Origin of the sequence: Pedobacter sp. AK017 (assembly GCF_014200825.1) — a bacterium.
Taxonomy (GTDB): Bacteria; Bacteroidota; Bacteroidia; order Sphingobacteriales; family Sphingobacteriaceae; genus Pedobacter; species Pedobacter heparinus.
Window position 1 is genome coordinate 207,793 of the sequence record NZ_JACHCW010000011.1, and the last position, 21,269, is coordinate 229,061.

The 21,269-nt window shown below is 42.6% G+C and carries 24 protein-coding genes; 1 reads left to right on the forward strand and 23 read right to left on the reverse strand.

What is annotated here, in order from left to right; translation table 11 throughout:
* Nucleotides 1-3: 3 nt before the first annotated feature.
* The 23 genes from HDC92_RS16995 to HDC92_RS17105 all read right to left on the reverse strand — a co-directional run bounded on the left by HDC92_RS16995 (nt 4) and on the right by HDC92_RS17105 (nt 20,709).
* A complete protein-coding gene (locus HDC92_RS16995; protein ID WP_015809869.1) occupies nt 4-1,470 on the reverse strand; it encodes a NuoM family protein in 1,467 nt (488 codons plus the stop codon).
* A 21-nt stretch (nt 1,471-1,491) separates the two neighbouring features.
* Nucleotides 1,492-3,384: an NADH-quinone oxidoreductase subunit L gene (gene nuoL, locus HDC92_RS17000; protein ID WP_183876240.1), complete on the reverse strand. Its 1,893-nt coding sequence runs from the start codon at nt 3,382-3,384 to the stop codon at nt 1,492-1,494.
* A gap of 19 nt (nt 3,385-3,403) precedes the next feature.
* Entirely contained in the window at nt 3,404-3,733 is a 330-nt protein-coding gene (gene nuoK, locus HDC92_RS17005; protein ID WP_015809871.1) for an NADH-quinone oxidoreductase subunit NuoK, read from the reverse strand.
* Nucleotides 3,733-4,230 (reverse strand): NADH-quinone oxidoreductase subunit J, encoded by a 498-nt coding sequence (locus HDC92_RS17010; protein ID WP_015809872.1) that lies wholly within the window; start codon nt 4,228-4,230, stop codon nt 3,733-3,735. Before HDC92_RS17010 ends, nuoK begins: the two co-directional genes overlap by 1 nt.
* Nucleotides 4,231-4,259: 29 nt before the next feature.
* A complete protein-coding gene (locus tag HDC92_RS17015; RefSeq protein ID WP_183876242.1) occupies nt 4,260-4,757 on the reverse strand; it encodes a NuoI/complex I 23 kDa subunit family protein in 498 nt (165 codons plus the stop codon).
* Nucleotides 4,758-4,791: 34 nt separating this feature from the next.
* On the reverse strand, nt 4,792-5,829 hold the full coding sequence (gene nuoH / locus HDC92_RS17020; RefSeq protein WP_183876244.1) for an NADH-quinone oxidoreductase subunit NuoH: 1,038 nt from the start codon (nt 5,827-5,829) through the stop codon (nt 4,792-4,794).
* Entirely contained in the window at nt 5,829-6,833 is a 1,005-nt protein-coding gene (locus HDC92_RS17025; protein ID WP_183876246.1) for a 2Fe-2S iron-sulfur cluster-binding protein, read from the reverse strand. Before HDC92_RS17025 ends, nuoH begins: the two co-directional genes overlap by 1 nt.
* 26 nt (nt 6,834-6,859) lie before the next feature.
* The gene (nuoF, locus tag HDC92_RS17030; RefSeq protein WP_183876248.1) at nt 6,860-8,224 is read right to left on the reverse strand and encodes an NADH-quinone oxidoreductase subunit NuoF; all 1,365 of its coding nucleotides are present in this window, start codon (nt 8,222-8,224) and stop codon (nt 6,860-6,862) included.
* Nucleotides 8,224-8,736: a complex I 24 kDa subunit family protein gene (gene nuoE / locus HDC92_RS17035; RefSeq protein ID WP_015809877.1), complete on the reverse strand. Its 513-nt coding sequence runs from the start codon at nt 8,734-8,736 to the stop codon at nt 8,224-8,226. The genes nuoF and nuoE overlap by 1 nt, the downstream gene beginning before the upstream one ends.
* Nucleotides 8,729-9,943, reverse strand: a complete 1,215-nt coding sequence (locus HDC92_RS17040; RefSeq protein ID WP_015809878.1) for an NADH-quinone oxidoreductase subunit D — start codon at nt 9,941-9,943, stop codon at nt 8,729-8,731. Before HDC92_RS17040 ends, nuoE begins: the two co-directional genes overlap by 8 nt.
* Nucleotides 9,944-9,949: 6 nt before the next feature.
* A complete protein-coding gene (locus HDC92_RS17045; protein ID WP_183876251.1) occupies nt 9,950-10,462 on the reverse strand; it encodes an NADH-quinone oxidoreductase subunit C in 513 nt (170 codons plus the stop codon).
* Complete coding sequence (locus HDC92_RS17050) at nt 10,462-11,004, reverse strand: NADH-quinone oxidoreductase subunit B (RefSeq protein WP_015809880.1); 543 nt, start codon at nt 11,002-11,004, stop codon at nt 10,462-10,464. The genes HDC92_RS17045 and HDC92_RS17050 overlap by 1 nt, the downstream gene beginning before the upstream one ends.
* A 105-nt stretch (nt 11,005-11,109) precedes the next feature.
* The gene (locus tag HDC92_RS17055) at nt 11,110-11,481 is read right to left on the reverse strand and encodes an NADH-quinone oxidoreductase subunit A (protein ID WP_015809881.1); all 372 of its coding nucleotides are present in this window, start codon (nt 11,479-11,481) and stop codon (nt 11,110-11,112) included.
* Nucleotides 11,482-11,557: 76 nt separating this feature from the next.
* Complete coding sequence (locus HDC92_RS17060; RefSeq protein ID WP_183876253.1) at nt 11,558-13,273, reverse strand: tetratricopeptide repeat protein; 1,716 nt, start codon at nt 13,271-13,273, stop codon at nt 11,558-11,560.
* Nucleotides 13,274-13,341: 68 nt separating this feature from the next.
* Nucleotides 13,342-14,244, reverse strand: a complete 903-nt coding sequence (locus tag HDC92_RS17065) for a substrate-binding domain-containing protein (protein WP_183876255.1) — start codon at nt 14,242-14,244, stop codon at nt 13,342-13,344.
* A gap of 36 nt (nt 14,245-14,280) precedes the next feature.
* Nucleotides 14,281-14,511, reverse strand: a complete 231-nt coding sequence (locus tag HDC92_RS17070) for a hypothetical protein (RefSeq protein ID WP_183876257.1) — start codon at nt 14,509-14,511, stop codon at nt 14,281-14,283.
* A gap of 1 nt (nt 14,512) precedes the next feature.
* Entirely contained in the window at nt 14,513-15,334 is an 822-nt protein-coding gene (locus HDC92_RS17075) for an energy transducer TonB (RefSeq protein WP_036674981.1), read from the reverse strand.
* A 31-nt stretch (nt 15,335-15,365) separates the two neighbouring features.
* On the reverse strand, nt 15,366-15,905 hold the full coding sequence (locus tag HDC92_RS17080; RefSeq protein ID WP_183876259.1) for an ExbD/TolR family protein: 540 nt from the start codon (nt 15,903-15,905) through the stop codon (nt 15,366-15,368).
* Between the two features lie 9 nt (nt 15,906-15,914).
* On the reverse strand, nt 15,915-16,532 hold the full coding sequence (locus HDC92_RS17085) for an ExbD/TolR family protein (RefSeq protein WP_015809888.1): 618 nt from the start codon (nt 16,530-16,532) through the stop codon (nt 15,915-15,917).
* A gap of 84 nt (nt 16,533-16,616) precedes the next feature.
* Entirely contained in the window at nt 16,617-17,459 is an 843-nt protein-coding gene (locus HDC92_RS17090; protein WP_015809889.1) for a MotA/TolQ/ExbB proton channel family protein, read from the reverse strand.
* Between the two features lie 271 nt (nt 17,460-17,730).
* Complete coding sequence (pckA, locus tag HDC92_RS17095; RefSeq protein WP_183876261.1) at nt 17,731-19,332, reverse strand: phosphoenolpyruvate carboxykinase (ATP); 1,602 nt, start codon at nt 19,330-19,332, stop codon at nt 17,731-17,733.
* A 143-nt stretch (nt 19,333-19,475) separates the two neighbouring features.
* Nucleotides 19,476-19,829 (reverse strand): translation initiation factor, encoded by a 354-nt coding sequence (locus HDC92_RS17100; protein ID WP_015809891.1) that lies wholly within the window; start codon nt 19,827-19,829, stop codon nt 19,476-19,478.
* The gene (locus HDC92_RS17105) at nt 19,819-20,709 is read right to left on the reverse strand and encodes a diacylglycerol/lipid kinase family protein (protein ID WP_015809892.1); all 891 of its coding nucleotides are present in this window, start codon (nt 20,707-20,709) and stop codon (nt 19,819-19,821) included. Before HDC92_RS17105 ends, HDC92_RS17100 begins: the two co-directional genes overlap by 11 nt.
* 232 nt (nt 20,710-20,941) lie before the next feature.
* Here HDC92_RS17105 and HDC92_RS17110 point away from each other — a divergent pair.
* Nucleotides 20,942-21,269, forward strand: a 328-nt coding sequence (locus tag HDC92_RS17110; RefSeq protein ID WP_317618098.1) for an S-adenosylmethionine synthetase N-terminal domain-containing protein, incomplete at its 3' end; no start/stop codon positions are given.

Sequence of the window (21,269 nt, forward strand, 5' to 3'; positions counted from 1 at the left end):
TCCTTAGTTTACCGATGTTAATTTTTGAGTTACCTGTTCTATTAAATGTTGTACTGATGCTTCTGACAGTTGCAAAATTGGTTTAGGATATACGCCCAAAACAATAACAAGTGCACAAATGATGTACAATACAACCTGCTCCGATCCTTTTATGTCGGTAAAGCCAATGGTCAGTTCATTGGTCTTGCCCAGCATGATGTTCTGGTACATCCTGAACATATATACTGCACCGAAAATGATGGTCAATCCTGCAAATACGGCCGCCCAAAGGTTATACTGATAAATACCGATCAGCAGGAGGAACTCGCCTATAAAACCGTTTGTACCCGGCAAAGCAACAGTTCCCAAAACAATGATCAGGAATACAATAGCCAGTTTAGGGGCTTGTTTGGCAATCCCGCCAAGTTCCGCAATTTTATAGGTATGCACGCGGCTTGCAATAATATCCAGTACAAAGAAAAGACCGATCACGTTAATACCATGGCTTAGCATCTGGATCATTGCACCCTGCATTCCCTGCACATTTAACGCAAAAATACCTGCCGAGATCAGGCCTACGTGTCCGATAGAGGAATAAGCCACCAGACGTTTGGCATCCTTCTGGGTAAAAGCAATCAGTGAAGCGTATACCACACCAATGACAGACAGGATGATGGCCAGCTGCCCCCATTCCTGCACACCCGCAGGCACAACAGGCAACAACCACCTGATCACCCCATAAATACCCATTTTTAGCATGATACCCGAAAGTAACATGGTTCCGGCAGCAGGTGCTTCTGTATAGGTATCCGGCTGCCAGGTATGGAAAGGAAATATTGGCATTTTAATGGCAAAGGCCACAAAGAACGCCCAGAATATCCAGGCCTGCTGGGTCGAATCTAAATTCAGGCTATAAAATGCCTGTATGTCAAAATTATTGGCAGGGTTCTGTAAATAAAGGTAAATGATACCCAGCAGCATAAACAAAGAACCTGCAATGGTATACACAAAGAATTTCATGTTTACCCGGATACGGTCCTTGCCACCCCATATGGCACATATAAAGTAAATAGGGATCAAAGCTGCTTCCCATCCGATATAGAAAAGAAATGCATCCATGGCCGTGAACACCACCAGCAATCCGCTCTGCATAAACAGGATCAGTGCAAAAAAGGCATTTGCACTTTTATACTGGTGCTGGTACGCCGAAAGGATGATCAATGGAACCAGTACATTGGTCAGCAGGATAGTGATCATGCTGATCCCATCCACACCTGCATGAAAACTGATACCCAGGTCTTTTATCCATGGACAATTTACCATAAACTGCGTACTGGCATCTGGTATAAAATTACATACCATAACCAGGGCCAGGGCCAGAGAAGCGATTGCCGAAACCAATGCAACATGCTTTGCTGCATTTCCGGAAAATGCGGTAACCAAGGCGCCAACCAATGGTAAAAATAGAAGAAGTAGTAAAAGTTGTTCCATTATCTTTTCTTGAACGATCTTTTATAGAGATAAATAAGTATACAATAACAACGAGATGATGCCTACCACCATCATAAAAATATAAAAGCCTACGTTTCCGGACTGGAGCAGGCGCAAGCCTTTACTCCCCTCAGCAGCTGTCCAGCCCAAACCGTTTACAATGCCATCTACAATCTTATTGTCCACAATTTTATATAAAAACCCGGAGATTGCATCCAAAGGCTTTCTGATCAACGCATCATATATTTCATCAAAATAAAACTTGTGGTAAGACAGACTGGCCAATGCCGGGCGTTTGGCTTCATCGGGTACAGGGATGTGGTTTTGTTTCACGTATTTACCATACGCTACTCCGATAGAGACCAGCACACCAACTACAGAAACTGCCATCAGCATGTATTCTGTAGCATGATCCGGGGCTTCAGCAACATGTTTAATCACTGGTGACAGCCAGTGTGACAACCAGTGGTTACCACCCAATGCCTCAGGGATGCCTATTATTCCGCCAAAGGCAGATAAAACAGCCAGGACAATTAAAGGAACAGTCATGGATTTTGGTGATTCATGAATCTTCTCTTCTGCATGGTGTGTACCGCGGTACTTTCCGTAAAAAGTAAGGAACAACATCCTGAACATATAAAATGCAGTTAAGAAAGCCCCAAATACGGCAATTCCCCACATCACTTTATCATGCAGATAAACATGGGCTAAAATTTCATCTTTAGAAAAGAAGCCCGAGAATGGAGGTAAACCAGCAATGGCAATGGTACCGATCAGCATGGTGATAAAAGTAACCGGTAATTTTTTACGCAGGCCACCCATATGGCGCATATCCTGTTCGTGGTGCAAGGCATGGATCACCGAACCTGCACATAAGAACAATAATGCTTTAAAGAAAGCATGCGTTATGACATGGAAGAACGCACCATTATACGCACCAACCCCCAAACCTAAGAACATATAGCCCAATTGGGATACGGTTGAATAGGCCAGGACCTTTTTAATATCTGTTTGTGTAAGTGCAATAATGGCCGCAACAATGGCCGTAGCCAGGCCAACAATGGCAATGACATGCTGGATCATCGGGGCCAGGTCAAACAGCAGGTTCGATCTGGCGATCATATAAATACCAGCAGTAACCATCGTGGCTGCGTGGATCAGGGCAGAAACCGGAGTTGGACCCGCCATCGCGTCAGGCAGCCAGGTAAATAAAGGCAGCTGGGCAGATTTACCGCAGGCACCGATAAACAGCAATAAGGCAATTAAAGCAATGGTACCATTACCTGGCAGCATATTGGCAGCCTGAGGCCAGATTTTACCAAACTCTACACTTCCAAAAGTAGTAAAGATCAGAAATACACCGAGTAAAAAGCCAAGGTCGCCAATACGGTTCATTACAAATGCTTTTTTGGCGGCCGAAGCATAACTGCTGTTGGTGTACCAAAAGCCGATCAGCAGATAAGAACAAAGTCCTACACCCTCCCAGCCAATAAACATCACAATATAGTTGGAGCCTAAAACCAGCAGCAACATAAAGAAAATGAACAGGTTCAGGTAACTGAAAAACTTACCAAAACCCTCATCGCTATGCATATAGCCAATAGAATAAATGTGGATCAGAAAACCTACACCGGTAATGATCAGCAGCATTAAAGAACTCAATGGATCTACCAGGAAGGACAAGGGAATGTCGAGTGTTCCGGCACTGATCCAGTTAAAAAGAAATATTTCGTGCGATTTGTTCGCATCAGCACCCAGCTCAAAAAATATCCCCAAGCTAATGGCAAATGAAATGAATATGACACTGCTCCCTATAAAACCGATCAGGCTTTTGGATAATGAATTTCTGCCAAGGCCATTAATTACAAAGCCTAACAGAGGGATCAACGGAACCAGCCAAACTAAATTTATCATCTTATATTCTTCTTAATAATTACCACTTAAGGCGATTCAACACATTTATATCTGTAGATTGTGTATTTCTGTAAACCATTACAATGATACTCAGGCCTACTGCAACTTCTGCGGCGGCCAGGGCCATAATGAAAAATACAAATACCTGTCCCGAAGGATCATTGTTATGTACCGAAAAAGCGGTTAACAATAAATTCACCGCATTCAGCATCAGCTCTACAGACATGAAGATCACAATTGCATTTCTGCGTGTTAAAACACCGATCACACCAATGGTGAAAATAATAGCACTTAGCCAGATGTAATGGTTAAGCGGAACCCCTTGTAATTCCTGAGTAATGTTCCCCATTATACTTTTTCTTTTTTAGTTAACAATATAGCACCCACCATTGCCGAAAGCAGCAAAATAGAGCAAAGCTCAAATGGCAGCATAAACGGACCAAACAACTCTTTTCCCAGGCTTTTTACCAGTCCCAGATTAGGGTTTCTCAATACCACAGGATCTGAAAGGGCCGTAGCTTTCAATGCACCTGCCAGCGTAACCAGCAAACAACATCCGGCAATTACACCAACCACCTTTACCAGGCCCGATTTGAGCGGCTCATTATCTTTGTTCAGGTTGAGCAACATCAGCACAAAGAGGAACAGCACCATAATGGCCCCCATGTAAACGATAAAGTTCACAACGGCCAGAAATTGTGCATTCAGCAGGACATAATGGACCGTAAAAGTGAAGAATGTAACGATCAGGTACAGCACGCTGTGCACTGGGTTCTTTGAAAAGATGACCAGTAAGGAAAATATGACACTTAATGCTGCTACAAAATAGAATACCGATGTACCCATTAATTTTCTTTGTTTAGTTTATTTATTTTCTATTTATCTAATGGCGCCTCTACCAGCTTGTCTTTACCGTAAATAAAGTCTTTGCGCAAATAATCGGCCGGCACTATGGGGCCATCCAGGTAAATCGCTTCTTTCGGACAAGCCTCTTCACATAAACCGCAGAATATGCAGCGCAGCATGTTGATCTCATATACCGAAGCGTATTTCTCTTCTCGGTACAAATCCTTTTCTTCGGGTTTACGCTCAGCAGCAATCATCGTAATTGCTTCTGCAGGGCAGGAAAGTGCACAAAGTCCGCAAGCTGTACAACGCTCCCTTCCTTCCTCATCCCTTTTTAAAGAGTGCATCCCCCTGAAATTGGTAGAGAATTCCCTTTCCACTTCCGGATAACGGATGGTGGCCTCCTTTTTAAAAAAGTGACTGATGGTGATCGCCATACCTTTAGCAATTGCCGGCAGGTAAAGTCGCTCGGCAAGCGTTAAGGGCTTTTTTTCTAATACTTTCTTTTTACTGGTCAATGGTTCCATTAAACCTCCTTATTGTTTATCCGCATTGCGGGCTTTAAAACTTTTCAATTATTGCGATCACAATACCTGTGATCACGATGTTCGCTATCGCCAGAGGGATCAGTCCTTTCCAGCCTAAATGCATCAGTTGATCATAGCGGAAACGCGGAATGGTCCAGCGTACCCACATGAAGAAAAATATAAATACAAATATTTTAACGAAGAACACCAAGGTACCAAAAAGTGGCGCCCAGGTTGGCCCCAATAATGTGGCCATCCAATCCATTCCGGGATAATTATATCCACCAAAATACAAGGTGGCCATTACTGCTGCCGAAACAAACATATTGATGTACTCTGCAAACAGATAGAAACCCAGTTTCATGGAAGAATATTCAGTATGGTAGCCTCCGATCAGTTCCGTTTCACATTCAGGCAAATCGAAAGGTGCCCTGTTGGTCTCAGCAAATGAACACACCATAAACAGGATAAAGCCCAGTGGCTGATACAGTACATTCCAGTGCCAGCCATGCTGCTGCTCCACAATTTCTTTTAAGCTCAGCGTATTGGTTACCAATAACAGGGCTATGATGGATAAGCCCATGGCAATTTCATAACTGATGTTCTGCGAAGCGGCCCTGATGGCACTCAGCAAAGAATATTTGTTGTTTGAGGCCCAGCCACCAATCATAACCCCATATACCCCCAGTGAAACTACACCAAAGATATACAGCAGGCCCACATTGATGTCCGTTACCTGTAAAGGGATCACCCTGTCGCCAATGGTAACCGGACTTCCCCATGGGATCACGGCAGTACCAATGCAAGCAGTAAGCATCGCCAGGCCAGGCCCAACCATGAACAACCATTTGCTCGCATTTGAAGGAATGATTTCTTCCTTCATAAACATCTTTAAACCATCGGCCAAAGGCTGGAACATTCCTGCAGGACCAGCTCTGTCTGGTCCAAGTCTGTCCTGTAAAAAGGCTGCCACTTTTCTTTCTGCATACGTAGAATACATGGCAATCAGCAAACTGATACCAAAAATGATAGCTACAAGTACAAATTTTTCGATTACAAAAGCTATATCCATTAGAATTTAGTGGTTTTTTCTAGTTCAACCTTATTCGCTGCCTGCAATTGCGGGTTATTTTGAATGACCGGCAGTGGTTTTAAAGTTTCATAGTGGTTAGAGGAAATCACAGAAGTATCACTGATGTGTGTTGGATGCTCAATTACCCAGTCAGACGTTTTTTTCTTGTCAAACCTGCAGGTATTGCAGATAAATTCCTCCACCTCACCGTAAATATCTTTTCTTGCAGTAACCCTCAGTACATCCTCTCCTTTATACCATAAGGTCACCTTACCACTACAGGTAGGGCAATCTCTGTGTGCATCAATAGGTTTGGTAAACCATACCCGGTTCTTAAACCTGAACGTTTTATCTGTTAAGGCACCAACCGGACAAACATCAATTACGTTCCCCGAAAAATCATTTTCTACCGCAGTCTGAATATAAGTGGAAATCTCCGAATGGTCGCCCCTGTTCAATATGCCATGTACCCTTTTATTCGTGATCTGATCGGCAGTAAACACACAACGGTAGCATAAAATGCACCTGTTCATGTGCAGCTGTATCTTATCGCCAATGTCTATACGTTCAAAAGTACGACGCTCAAACTCATATCTGGTTTTCTGTAAACCATGCTCATAACCCAAATTCTGAAGGTCGCACTCGCCGGCCTGGTCGCAAACCGGGCAATCCAGCGGATGGTTGATCAGCAGCATTTCTACCACGCCACTGCGTGCTTCAATTACTTCAGGCGAAGTAATGTTCATCACTTCCATGCCATCCATTACTGTGGTACGGCATGATGCAACCAGTTTGGGCATCGGACGGGGATCCTTTTCAGAACCCTTGCTTACCTTAACAATACAGGTACGGCACTTACCGCCACTGCCTTCTAATTTAGAATAATAGCACATTGCAGGCGGTACAATATCCCCCCCTATCTGCCTGGCAGCATTCAGAATAGAGGTACCTGGCGCTACTTCTACTGTTATTCCGTCTATGGTTACCTTAACTTTATCACTCATTGTTGCAGCTATTCTTTTGTCTGAAGTTAATTCTCTGTCGTAACGGCCCTGGCAATTGGCTCAGCATAATTTGCCAGCCCGTAATTGGTGTCCAGGCATTTCACCGGCTCCTTTACATGCCATTCAAATTCATCCCTGAAATGTCTGATCGCACTTGCAACCGGCCATGCGGCAGCATCACCAAGCGGACAAATCGTATTCCCTTCTATCTTTTTAGATACATCCACCAGCAGGTCAATGTCGCTCATTTTGCCATGGCCATATTCCAGCCTGTGCAATACCTTCTCCATCCAGCCTGTCCCTTCGCGGCAGGGCGAACATTGTCCGCAACTCTCATGATGATAAAACCTCGAGAAGTTCCAGGTGTTCCTAACGATGCACTGGTCTTCATCAAAAGCAATAAAACCACCCGATCCCATCATGGTACCCGTAGCAAAACCGCCTTCCGATAAGGACTCATAGCTCATTAGCCTCGGCTCACCGTTGGCCAGCTTTAAGGTCAGATTAGCAGGCAGTACCGGCACTGATGATCCACCGGCAACAGTTGCTTTCAAACGTTTGCCATTGGCAATGCCACCGCACCATTCGTCTGAATAGATAAATTCTTCAACCGGTAAACCCAGCTCAATTTCATAAACCCCCGGCCGCACCAAATTACCCGAAGCCGAGATCAGTTTGGTTCCTGTACTGCGGCCAATACCGATCTTTGCGTACTCCTCACCCCCATCATTGACAATGGGCACAACGGCAGCAATAGATTCTACATTGTTCACTACCGTAGGACAGCCATACAAGCCGGCAATGGCAGGGAAAGGAGGTTTAATCCTTGGATTACCACGCTTACCTTCCAACGATTCCAGCAAAGCGGTTTCTTCGCCACAGATGTAAGCACCCCCGCCTGGTTGCACATACAGCTCCAAGTCGTAACCCGATCCCAGGATGTTTTTACCCAGGAAACCTGCGTTTTTTGCTTCCGCTATTGCCTTTTCCAGGATACGGATCTGCGGCATCATCTCTCCCCGTACATAGATGTAGGAAGTATTTGCGCCCAGCGCAAAACTGGAAACGATCATGCCTTCTATCAATGCATGCGGAATATGCGTCATCAGGTAGCGGTCCTTAAAAGTACCCGGTTCAGACTCATCTGCATTGCAGACCAGGTAACGCGGCACCCCTTCAGGTTTAGCCAAAAAACTCCATTTCATTCCAGTAGGGAATCCTGCACCACCACGGCCGCGTAAGCCCGACTTTTTCACCTCTTCCACTACATCATCAGGTGTAAGCGTTTTCAAAGCCTTTTCTACAGCGCGGTACCCGCCTTTCTGGCGATAAACATCAAGTGTATTGATGCCTGGTACGTTAATATGTTCTAATAATAGTTTACGTCCCATTATTTTTTGCGTAAATCTTCTATCAATTCGTCAACCTTTTGCTCGTTCAGGTTTTCGTAAAATGTATATTCAGGACCAATCTGTAAAACCGGACCATAACCGCAGGCAGCAAGGCATTCTACCCCTCTCCAGCTAAACAGCCCATCCGCAGTTACCTCATTTTCCTTCACACCAAGCTTATTTTCAATATGCCCCATCAGCTTTTCGGCACCAACCAGACAACAAGGTCCGGTTCTGCACACTTCCAGCACATATTTGCCCTGTGGCTTTAAAAAGTACATGCTGTAAAACGAAGCTACTTCATATACTTCAATATCCTGAATGTCCAGATAAGCAGCCACTTTATCCATCGCAGCAGCGCTCAACCAGCCCAGCTCTGCCTGAACTTCATGCAGTATAGGCAGCAAAGCAGATTTATGCTTACCCTCCGGATATCTTTTAACGATCTCATCAAACTTTGTTAACAAAGCCGGTGAAAACTCTACAGGTTGTTGTTCTTCTACTTTAAGCATCTAATTCTCCTGCAATAATATTCATGCTACTCATGTTTATAATGGCATCCGATAACAACATACCTTTACTCATGGGTGCAAACATTTGATAATTTATAAAACTAGGTCTCCTGAAATGCAAACGGTAAGGTGTTCTTCCACCGTCGTTGATCAGGTAAAAGCCAAGCTCACCGTTTCCACCCTCTACCGCGTGGTAAACTTCTGCCTTAGGGGCATCGATTTCTCCCATCACAATTTTAAAGTGATAGATCAATGCTTCCATATTGTTGTATACTTCTTCTTTGGCCGGCAAATAGAATTCCGGAACATCGGCATGAAAAATACCAGCTGGTTCCTTTTTCAATTTCTCCAAAGCCTGTTCAATCAGACGCACACTCTGCCACATTTCCTCATTACGCACCAGGTAACGGTCGTAAATATCGCCGGCAGTACCTACTGGAACTTCAAAATCGAAATCCTCATAAGAAGAATAGGGCTCACTTACCCGAACATCATAATCCACCCCGGTGGCACGCAGTAAAGGACCAGTCCAGCTGTAGTCCAAAGCCTGCTCTGCTGTAACGCAGGCCACACCCGAGGTACGGTCTATAAAAATCCTGTTGCGGTTCAGCAAATTTTCAAATTCGCGTAAAGCCACAGGGAACTCTTTTAAAAATTTATTGATCTTGGCAAAGGCAATAGCATTGAAATCGCGCTCAAACCCACCAATCCGACCAATATTTGTGGTTAAACGGGCCCCACAGATCTCTTCGTAAATCTCATAAATATGCTCTCTGAACTGAAACAGGTACAAAAAGGTGGTAGTGGCACCGGTATCCTGCCCAATGATCGTGTTACAGATGATGTGGTCAGAAATACGCGCCAGCTCCATGATAATTACCCGCAGGTAATCCACACGCTTTGGCATCTGTATGTTCAATAGTTTTTCTACCGTCATGTGCCAGCCCATATTGTTGATGGGCGATGAGCAATAGTTTAACCTGTCTGTTAAGGGGGTGATCTGGTAAAAAGGCCTGTGCTCAGCTATTTTTTCAAAGGCACGGTGAATGTACCCTATGGTAGACACACCACTTACAATGCGCTCTCCATCCATCTGTAAGACATTCTGAAAAACACCATGTGTTGCCGGGTGTGTAGGGCCCAGGTTAAGGGTCACCAACTCACTCTGCGGATCATTATCTGTATATACTGGTTGATTGTGATTCATATGTACTTATCTACCAAAGTATTCGTCTTTTTTATCTACTCTGTTCGGATCCTCTAAAGGATATTGTTTCAGCATCGGGTGCACACCCAGCTCGTCCATGTTTAATATTCTTCTCAGATCAGGATGCCCTTCAAATTTCACACCGAACAGGTCATAAGTTTCGCGTTCCATCCAGTTGGCACCATTCCAGATGGAAGTAGCCGTAGGAATAACAGGATTGTGCTCATCAATAAACACCTTAACCCTAACCCTGACCTTTTTAACCATGTTGTGCAGGTGATAAACAACAGCAATACCATGTTTTTTTTCAGGATAATGTACGGCGGTAATGTCAGTTAAGAAATTAAAACCGGTGACATCATTTTCACCGCTATCTTTAAGGAATTTTAAAACCTCGATGATCACGTCTTTAGTCGTCTCAAAGGTAAGCAGGCCATAAGGCTCGTTTACCCCAATAACCTTATCACCAAACTTTGCGCCCAGTGCTTCAACTATTGCTTGATTAATCAATTCTGCCATTATAGTATTCCGTATGAAGCCAACATTTCCTTGTACTGCTCAGAGTTCCTTCTTCTTGACGACTCGTTTCTCACCAGCTCCTGTATCTTTCCAAAACCATCCAGAATTGCTTCCGGTCTTGGCGGACAACCTGGCACATACACATCCACAGGGATGATTTCATCAATCCCCTGTAAAACCGAATAGGTATCGAATATACCACCACTCGATGCACAGGCACCTACAGCCATCACCCAACGGGGCTCGGCCATTTGCAGATAAACCTGTTTCAAAACCGGGCTCATTTTCTTGGCTATCGTACCCATTACCATCAGCAAATCGGCCTGACGCGGAGAAAAGCTCAGGCGCTCAGAACCAAAACGGCCAAAATCATAGTGGGAACCCATTGTTGCCATAAACTCTATACCGCAACATGAGGTAGCAAAGGGCAAAGGCCATAAGGAATGTGAGCGGGCCAAACCAATAACTTTATCTAAAGAGGTGGCAAAAAAGCCAGAACCTTCGATGCCTGGCGGCGCTTCTACTATATTGATGTCACTCATGATACAAAACGAAAAAGGCTCATTCCTTTAAAGAATGAACCACAAATTTACAATTTTTTGATGCAAATGATCTACACCATCTGCATTTAGAACCGATCTAAATAATTAATTCCAATCCAGTGCTTTCTTCTTCAAAACATAAATAAAGCCCAGTAGTAAAGTGCCCATAAATACGAACATCTCTATCATACCTGTCATACCCAGCTCTCTGAAATTAACTGCCCAGGGGTACATAAAAATCACCTCCACATCAAACAGCACAAACAGGATCGCTACCAGGAAATACTTGATAGAAAAAGGCTGACGGGCATTCCCAATCGTTTTAATCCCCGCTTCAAATGTTTCCAGTTTATCCTTGGTCTTTCTGCTCGGACCTAAAAGGTGTGTAGCGATCAGGGTTGTCACCACAAAGCCTAAAGCAACAACAACTTGAAATATGATGGGTAAAAAATCTACAGGTACACTTTGCGTTTCCATTTGAAAATATTTTGGGACAAAAATAAAACAAAAAGGCAGGATAACAACCCTGCCTTTCCATTTATTATTTAATTCATTACTTTTTCTTTACCGGGGCCTTAGCTGCAGGAGCGGTTAACTCTTTCAGTTTAGCCGGAGCAAAAGTACCAGCCGGGTTAGCCGCTATACTTTTATTCAGGTAGTCAATAGCTTTTGCCTTATCGCTTATCGCATAAAAACCGGCCAGGTTATCATATGCTTCAGATAATTTTCTGGCATTTGAAGCAGCAAGTTCAGGCTTGTCAACGGTTACTTTTTTGATGAACATTTCATAATGAGGCACCAATAGTCCCTTAGGATTGGCCTCATCGTCAAGCAGGTTATTGATCCGCCCTCTGTACAGATAAGCATCTGTGGTTTCAGGGGCAAGCTGCGCTACTTTTGCAATAGCAGAATCGGCTTTAACCAACAGGTCTTTTGAAGGGTTCAATTTGGCACTATACTGATTGGCGTAATCGAAATAATAAGCCAGGCCATCATAAAAATAGCTGTACAATACGCCTTTTGCATTCGGACCAGCTTTGATCACCTTGTCGTACACCTGTGCAGATTTTGCATATTTTTTAGCATCAAAATAAGCTTTTGCCACATCAGCCAATGCTTCAACATTCGTAGAATCCTTCTCAACTGCTTTGGTAATGTTGATCAAGGCCAGGCTATCGTTTCCGGCTGCCAGCTGAGCCCTCCCCAGATATAAGTAATCTGAAGCTACAATACGGCTTGTATCTTTGGCTTTTGCAAAGAAATCGTTCATGTATTCCAAACTTTGAGGGAAGTTCTTGTTCTCGAATGCCGAATAACCACGCAACCTTGTTACCACAAGATTTTTAGGGTCATTGGGGTTCATTTGCTGCAGGGTTGCAGATTCCTGCTCAAGGGTTTTAAAATCTTTTGCATAGAACAGAAACTGGGCATAACGCAATCTTGATTCATAAGATTTGTCGGTCAGGTCAAGATATTTTTTATAGTTTTCCAGGGCCTGGGCAGATTTAGCTGCAAATTCGTTTGGCATCTGGATAGCCCACTGCATATAAAGTTCAGCGATCTCCCTGTAAGCAGGACCATAATTGGCATCTTTAGCGATCACCTCTTTTAATTGTTGCTCAGACTCGGTAAATGCTCTTGATTCTTTGTACATTCTTCCAATCTGAACAGGGGCCCTTAAAATACTTTCATTGATATTTCCCGCTCTCATGTAGTTTTGTAAAGCCTCAGAATTTTTCTTTTGCAGGGCATAATAATCACCTAGCGCAATAAAAGTTTCAGCATCTTTATCATTTGCATCCAATTCTTCTGCTTTTTGTAAATAAGGCAAAGCGGCTTCAAAATCAGGCTTATCAGTAGCAATATAGGCTTTTCCTATATACAACTGAGGAATCCAATCTTTTTTCGAAGAAACCTCCACTGCCTTTGCAAAATTGGTTTTTGCTGATGTCGGGTTATTGGAAACCAGATCAGCCTCTCCCAGACCAATATAATTTAATGAATTCTTTGGGTCAGCTGTAACACCTTTGGTAAATACTGCACGTGCCGAATCCACATAATCCATCTTCAGGTAAACCTCGCCTAAATTATAGTAGTTCTCGCCTTTACTGGCCTGTGAACTCACCAATGTTTTAAGCATCGAAGTCGCTTTCTGATACTGCTCGGCATCTATCGCCTTTTTTGCGTCACTTAAGCTCTGAGCAAAAGAGGCAGAACCCATCACTACTAAACCTAAACCTAAGGTTATTGCTTTCTTTGTCATTTTCATTCGTTTACTTTTTATTTTTAGATTGTTATGAAGCCAGAAACGCGGGCTTCACTTTTCAAATATAAAATTTAGTTTGTATTCTTAAAATTAAAATCTCTAGAAGCCATCTTATGCGGCCCCAATCCAGATTTAAGTACAATCAGCTGTCCCCTCGGACTTACCAACCATGTTGCAAAACCTGTGCCTAAACCATTTCTGCCCTCGGCGTCGATAATATAAATATTTCTTAAAAACGGATAAATGCCATCTATTAAATTGGCCTGTGTAGGCTTGTAGTACGCATTGTCCCCTTTTTTGCCTTTAAGGTTCTTAACCCCCATTGGCTTTACTTTAGTCAGATAAACTGACATGCTGTCCTTATTCGCAATCAGCCAGTTTACACCAACTACTCCTATAAACCCTTTATGATCTGCAACATACTTAATAACGTCATTATTGGTCTTTAGTGTATAAACACCCCTGGCAGGCAGTGTTTTTATACCTGCAAGGTCCTTAAAATACCTCAGGGTACTGGAATAGGCATTGTCAAATACCAGTTGTTTACCATCCGCAGCATTACCTTTCATCATCTCTATCACCTCATTTACTGTAATATTGGTATCCGGTTCATTTTTCCCTGTTATCAGGGCGATTCCGTCAATCCCAAATCTCGAGGTTTTTGGAACGATGCTTCTGCTTCTATAAATTTTATCCTCATCAGCAGTCAGCATTCTTGATAAAATGATCACCCTTACGCTGTCGTTTAAAAAGGTTGGGATAATCTGCTGTTCATTTCCTTCAGTTACTGTAAACTTACTGTCCGGATAATCCGTTTTAAACACTTCAATCTGGCTGGCCAGTACTTCAGAGAAAGACTCATCAACCAGCATTTTCACACTGCCCGAGGTACGTGTTTCCTCAACTGCAGGTTTAGGCTTCTGTTTGCAAGCCGCAAATACCGCCAATAAAAGTATAAAACTGAAGTTTTTCATCCTAAATCTGTTGTTAAATCTGTAAGCCCGTTTCCTTTAATCTTCTTCCGGCTTCTGGTTAATTAAGCGTGTAAACCTGATCAACGCATATATGATCAATAAACCGCCCAGGAGCATCCTGTAAAGCGGCTGGATCTCGTTCAGCAACTGGGTTCCGAAGATCAGCATTCCACCAAGGATCAGGTAAAAGAGGAACATGACCAGGCCTAAAATGAACAGAAATCGCTGTTGAGGCGATTTCTGTTTAAATGTTTCAAAATTAAACATTCTAATTCGATAAGGTAAAGCTGATTGGAATATTATACTTTACACGTACAGGTTTACCGTTTTGAATACCAGGGGTCCAGCGTGGACTGGCTTTTAATACCCTGATGGCTTCCTCATCGGTACCACCACCAAGTTTTCTTTCCACTTTAATATCTGTCAGTTCACCGTTTTTCTCAACAACGAACGATAAGAATACTTTACCCTGGATATTGTTCTCCTGTGCTACAGGAGGATACTTCACTGCTTTTCTCAGGTAAGCATAGAATTTCTCCATACCACCAGGGAAACCTGGCTGAGTTTCAATGCTCACAAAGTCATACACCTTGGTATCTTCCACAACTGCCGCCTGCTTAGGACCTTCACCTGCTGCAGTAGCAATTACGATATCCGCATCAGGATCACCGGCAATGGTTTTCTGGCCCGGATCCGCTTTTTTAAGGTCCTCTATCTGAACAGGCTCCTTGTCAACCACCTCATTGTCCGGTTTAACAATCGGAGGAGGGAATTTAACCTGGTCCTGTTTAGGAGGTGGCGGCTCTACCGGTGGCGGCGGAGGTGTTTCCGGGTTTACCGGCGGAGGTGGTGCAACCACTACCTCTACCTGCTTTACCTCGTTGTCTTCAGGCAATTTACCTTTGATCACACTCAGGATCTTAGGCGCTATAAACACCAGCACAAAAATAGCCGATGCTATAAATAAGGCTCTTGTCGTAATTGCAGAACTTTCCTTACGCAGCTCGTAAGCCCCGTATTTCTTGTTCTTATGTGCAAACACTACATCAAGCCATTCTGTTTTTAATAAATCTATCTTAGAACCAAACATAGCTTACTATTTAATTTCGTTAATTATTCTATTATAAAATTCCAGCTTTCTTCATGAAAGCTTTTTCAGCATCAGTAATGTTCTCGTCGTCAATTGCAGGCGCTGTCTTGATCTTAGTGATCGCCAACTCGTCCATAATATCAACAAAGTTCTTATAAGTAGCTCCCGAAGTAGGCTTGATCACCATAATGATCTGTCTTCCGCCGGTAGCATCTGCTACTTTTTTCTTATTATCTAATATTGATTTTCTGATATCAGCGAAACTCTCAATATTAGGCACCGATTTACCTGCTTCACCCATATACCAGGCTACTTTATTGTTTTTACCCAACAAAATAGTCATGGTTTCCGATGCACGTAACTCGTTACGCTCCTGAGAATTGTCATCTTTATCAGGTTTTGCAATATCCATTGCAATTGGTTTCGACAGGGAGGTAGTTAGCATAAAGAATGTAATCAACAAGAAGGCCAAATCCACCATCGCGGTTAAATCCACTTTGGTATTGGCTTTCTTACTTCTTACCTTTTTGCCTTTTTTGCCCCCCCCGCCGGAGGTATCTAATTCTGCCATAATCTATAATTATTCTGCGCTGCCTTCGGCAGATGTGATTAAACTAAATTTGTTAAGTTTTTGTTTCTGAAGAATATCAACCACTTTTTTAACGGTAGGATACTCCTCATTCGCATCACCTTTAATACTTACACGCATTTGTGTAGAATGAAGTTCAGCTACTGAATGACGGGACTGCATCAACCATTCGGCCAATTGATTGTTGGTAGAATCAGTAGGGATCCCACCTGACGTTTCCTGATATTTTTTCCGCTGTTCCCCGTTCATATTAAGAAACTCTTTTAAATTCTGAATCGGAACCCCGAAAGACCCCACTACTGAAAAGCGCTTGATCTCTTCAGGTGTAAACTGGATGTTATACTTCTCACCCATTTTAGGTAAGGTAGCCTTCCTGATATCCTGTCCCAGAATCTCATAAAACACTTTACCTTTTCCGATAGATAATATCCCCATATCCGTATCAGGAACCTTAATCTTATAGGTTGATGAAGGAATGGTAACATCCAAAGGGTCAGGCTGGCGTGCAGTTGCTGTTAATATAAAGAAAGTAAGTAACAGGAAAGACACGTCGCACATGGCGGTCATATCTATCGAAGTACTCTTTCTTTGAACCTTTGCTCTTGGCATAATTTTAAAAATTACTAATGTTTTTAACTAATGATGTTATTTCTTCCGGTTTTCCATAAAGCCGGTAAAAAAAAATTCATTATTTTATTTATGCGTGCTGGCGTAAGTCTGGATGATGCTGAAACCTGCCTCATCAATTGCATAAGTTAACTTATCAATTTTAGAAGTAAGGATGTTGTACATGATAATTGCGAAAGTTGAAGTACCGATACCTGTAGCCGTGTTAATCAAAGCCTCAGAAATACCAGTTGCCAATGCAGCCTGATCAGGAGCTCCAGAGTTGGCCAAACCACCAAAGGCCTTGATCATACCTGTTACTGTACCCAACAGACCTGTTAATGTACCTACAGAAACCAAAGTAGCAATTACAGTTAAGTTTTGCTCTAACATTGGCATCTCTAAAGTAGTAGCTTCTTCAATGTCTTTCTGAATAGCTAAACATTTCTGATCAGTATCCATATTAGGCTCCACTTCCATCTCACGGTATTTTCTCAAACCTGATTTGATCACGTTTGCAACAGAACCTTCCTGTTTGTCACACTCAGCTATAGCAGCTTCGATGTTGTTTGAGTTCAAAAGTGCCTGGATTTTTTTAACGAAAGAATCCAGCCCGCTTTTGCCGGTTGCTTTGCTGATTACGATCATACGTTCGATAGAGAATACAATTACCATCAGGAACATACCCAATAGAATAGGCACAATTACTCCGCCTTTGTAGGCCATACCCATGTAGTTACCTACTTTTGGCAGTGTCTCATGCAGATCAGGGTCAGCGCCATCAATAAAGTTACCTCTATCGCCGAAGATAAATTTGTAAACACAGATCCCGATGATAATGCAAATTGGAATGGTTAATGTTGCGAATAAATTTGAAGCTGACGAGCTGCTCTCTTTTTTTACTGTTGTAGGTTTTGGTGCGTTTGCCATTTTTTTTTAGTTTTTTAGTTTTTAGTACTTTGTTTTTTAAAATTAGATAAATATTCTGTAATACACACAACGACCATTATAAACAATTGTTGTAACAACAAATTTATAATTTTGATTTTAATTCCAAATTAAATAATCGTTAGCCTATTCCCCGAGTATTTCCCCTCACGTATTGTTATAATTAAAAAAGATTGCCTCGTTGGGGAGACAATCTTTCGCAATTAAAACTAAAAAAAAATTGAAATGCAAATTTTTCGAGAAAAAAATGCTTTTAATGTGTGTTTTCAACAACTTTAGGTAAGGAAGCCAGCATTTCTTCGCTTGCACCGGCCTCAAACTGTTTAAAGTTGCTTACAAAAGCCTGGGCAAGCTCATTCGCTTTCTGGTCATATTCCCGGGCATCGGACCAGGTATTTCTTGGATTTAAAATTTCGGCAGGAACCCCCGGACAGCTTAGCGGCAGCTGCAAACCAAATACCGGGTCAGCTTCAAAAGCTATATTTTCAAAGTCGCCCTCCAGTGCAGCAGAGATCATGGCCCTGGTATAAGCAAGCTTCATCCGTCTGCCAACGCCATAAGCGCCGCCACTCCAGCCGGTATTTACCAGCCAGACATTCACTTTGTGTTTTTGCATCTTTTCGCCCAGTAAACTGGCATAACGCGTTGGGTGCAAAGGCAAAAAGGCCTTACCAAAGCAAGCCGAAAAGGTAAGCTGTGGTTCCGTAATCCCGGCCTCTGTACCTGCAACCTTTGCCGTATAACCCGATATAAAGTGGAACATGGCCTGTCCGGCATTTAGTTTGGCTATCGGGGGCAATACCCCAAAAGCATCCGCGGTTAAAAAGAAAATGTTTTTAGGCATACCCGCTATAGATGGAATAACGGCATTGTCAATATAATGGATCGGATAAGCCACACGGGTATTTTCTGTCTTGTTGATATTTGTAAAGTCAACCGTATGCGTCCCCTTAAAATAATTGGTGTTTTCCAGCAATGCCCCGAACTTAATGGCTTTAAAGATCTGGGGCTCCTTTTCAGCAGTAAGGTCCACACATTTCGCATAACATCCACCCTCAAAATTAAACACACTGTCCTCACTCCAGCCATGTTCATCGTCACCAATCAATTCCCTTTCCGGATCTGCAGAAAGCGTTGTTTTGCCTGTACCCGAAAGTCCGAAAAATATAGCGGTATCTCCTTCCCTGCCCACATTGGCCGAGCAATGCATAGGCAGTATATGCCTTTGTTCAGGTAAAATAAAATTCAATACAGAGAATATCCCCTTCTTGATCTCTCCGGTATATCCCGAACCGCCAATAAGGATCATCTTTTTTGTAAAATTAAGAATAGAGAAGTTCGACTGCCGTGTGCCATCCACCAAAGGATCGGCTAAAAATGAAGGTGCTGCGATAATGGTCCATTCCGGATCACTGATCTCATTCACCTGCGGCCGCAGGAACAGGTTATTTGCAAAAAGATTCTGGTAAGCCGTTTCTGTAACCACCCTTATGGTGGTTTTATACCGTTCATCGGCACAGGCATATGCATCTCTTACATAAAAATCGTTCCTGTTCAGGTGTTTAGTGATCTTCTCAAAAAGTATGTCGAAATTATGGGGATCAAATTTAATATTGATGTCGCCCCACCAAGCGGTTTTTTCCGTTACCTCATCACAAACAATAAATCTGTCTTTTGGCGAACGGCCGGTAAACCTGCCTGTATCAATTGCCAGCGCGCCGCTATCCGCAAGCGTACCTTCCCCGTTTTTCAAGGCCTCTTCAACCAGTTCTGCTACATTAAGCTGATAAAGTGCCCTGTCTGAATTCAAATTCAGATAGCCCAAATCTGGCTTAAGCATAAATGCTTTGCTCATAAATAATAAGTTAGTGCAGCAAAGTTATGCAGATTAAAAGTGAAAAAACACGTTTTTGTCCGAAAAAATTTACTTATTGTCGCCCATACACTAACACTCAACCATCTATAAATCAAATATTTAAAACGATTTCAGAAAGCATTTTATCCGCCCGATTTTTTGACTTTATAGCCCTCTTTCTGAAGCAACTGTATCACTTTATCTCTAAAGTCGCCCTGTATTAAAATTTCGCCATCCTTTGCGGCACCACCTACACCACATTTGGTTTTTAACATTTTGCACAATTTATCCAGCATATCATCGCTGCCCATAAAACCAGTAACCAGCGTTACCGCTTTACCGCCCCTGTTTTTCCGGTCAAGCATTACCCTTAAATCCTGCTGGTTATTTGGCAATTCTGCTAAAGGGCCCGCATTTTCTTCTTCATAGGTAAAAGATGGATCTGTAGAATACATGATCCCACCAAAATCATTTAATAGCTTCTTTTTAGACTTCATAATCGGGTGTAATGATATTTAAGGATAAAGGTTTCACCGATACAGCAATTTCCTGCCCCATAAAAAAAGGTTCCCCGTCAATATGGATGGCATCCTCCTTTATCCGGCTGATGTGTATGTTTTTTCCTTTAATGATCTCGACCAGTTTTGAACTGTCTGTTTTTGAATTCAGCATTTCATAGGCCAGCACCGGCAGCTTATACATCGGAAATTCCTTCACAATACATACATCCAGCAAGCCGTCAGTTACGGATGCAGTAGGGGCAATATGTGCATTGTTGCCATATTGAGAGGAGTTGGCCACACTGATCACAAATGCTGTACGTACATATTCACTGCCATCAATTACAATCCGGTAGGTTTGCGGCTTATAGCTCAGTACCTCACGCAGGCCCAGTTTTAAATACCCGCTTAGTCCCCGCCCCTTATTACCGGCAAAAACAGAACTGATATGGGCATCAAAACCCATCCCTGCCATATTAAAAAAACATTTATCGTTAAAAGTAGCTGTATCAATCAGCTTCACCTGGTAATTATTGATCACTTTCAATGCCTTAACCGTATTCATAGGTATTTTTAAGAAGCGGGCCAGCCCGTTTCCTGAACCGAATGGTAAAATCCCCAGCACTTTATTTTGCTGCATCACCTTCGTCCCGATCTCGTTAATCGTACCATCACCACCAACAGCCACAATCACATCAAAGTTTTTGTTTGCAGCTTCCTCGGCTATTTCCGATGCATGCCCCACATATTCAGTGAACGCAAAATTTGCGTTAAACTTTGTACGGTCTAAATGCGCATCTATCAATCCGGGGAGCCGCAATTTATCCTTACCGCCGGATATTGGATTTATGATGAATAAAATATTTGATTTTAACAATTCTTCCCGATTAAGTTAAGGATACAAAATAATCGATATTTTTTGACTATTTAAATATATAGTGTAATTTTGCGGCACTAAAGTGGACTGATTTGCGATGCTAGGTAACAATAGCGGGATTGCAACCACGTAAAAAAAAGTGCTAACCTGTCATACACTTCATTTTACTGCCTGTTTTACAGGATCATCTTCCATTTTAATAATTGTTTACTGTTTAAATTAATTATTTAAAATGTCGTATTTATTTACATCAGAATCTGTTTCCGAAGGTCATCCGGATAAGATAGCAGATCAGATCTCAGACGCCCTTATCGATAACTTTCTGGCTTTTGATGCCGATTCCAAAGTGGCCTGCGAAACCCTGGTTACTACCGGTCAGGTAATTTTAGCAGGTGAGGTAAAATCTACCACTTACCTGGATGTGCAGCAAATTGCCCGCGATGTGATCAAAAAAATCGGTTACATCAAAAGCGAGTACATGTTTGAGGCCAACTCATGTGGTATCTTATCTGCTATCCATGAGCAGAGCCAGGACATCAATCAGGGTGTAGACCGTTCCA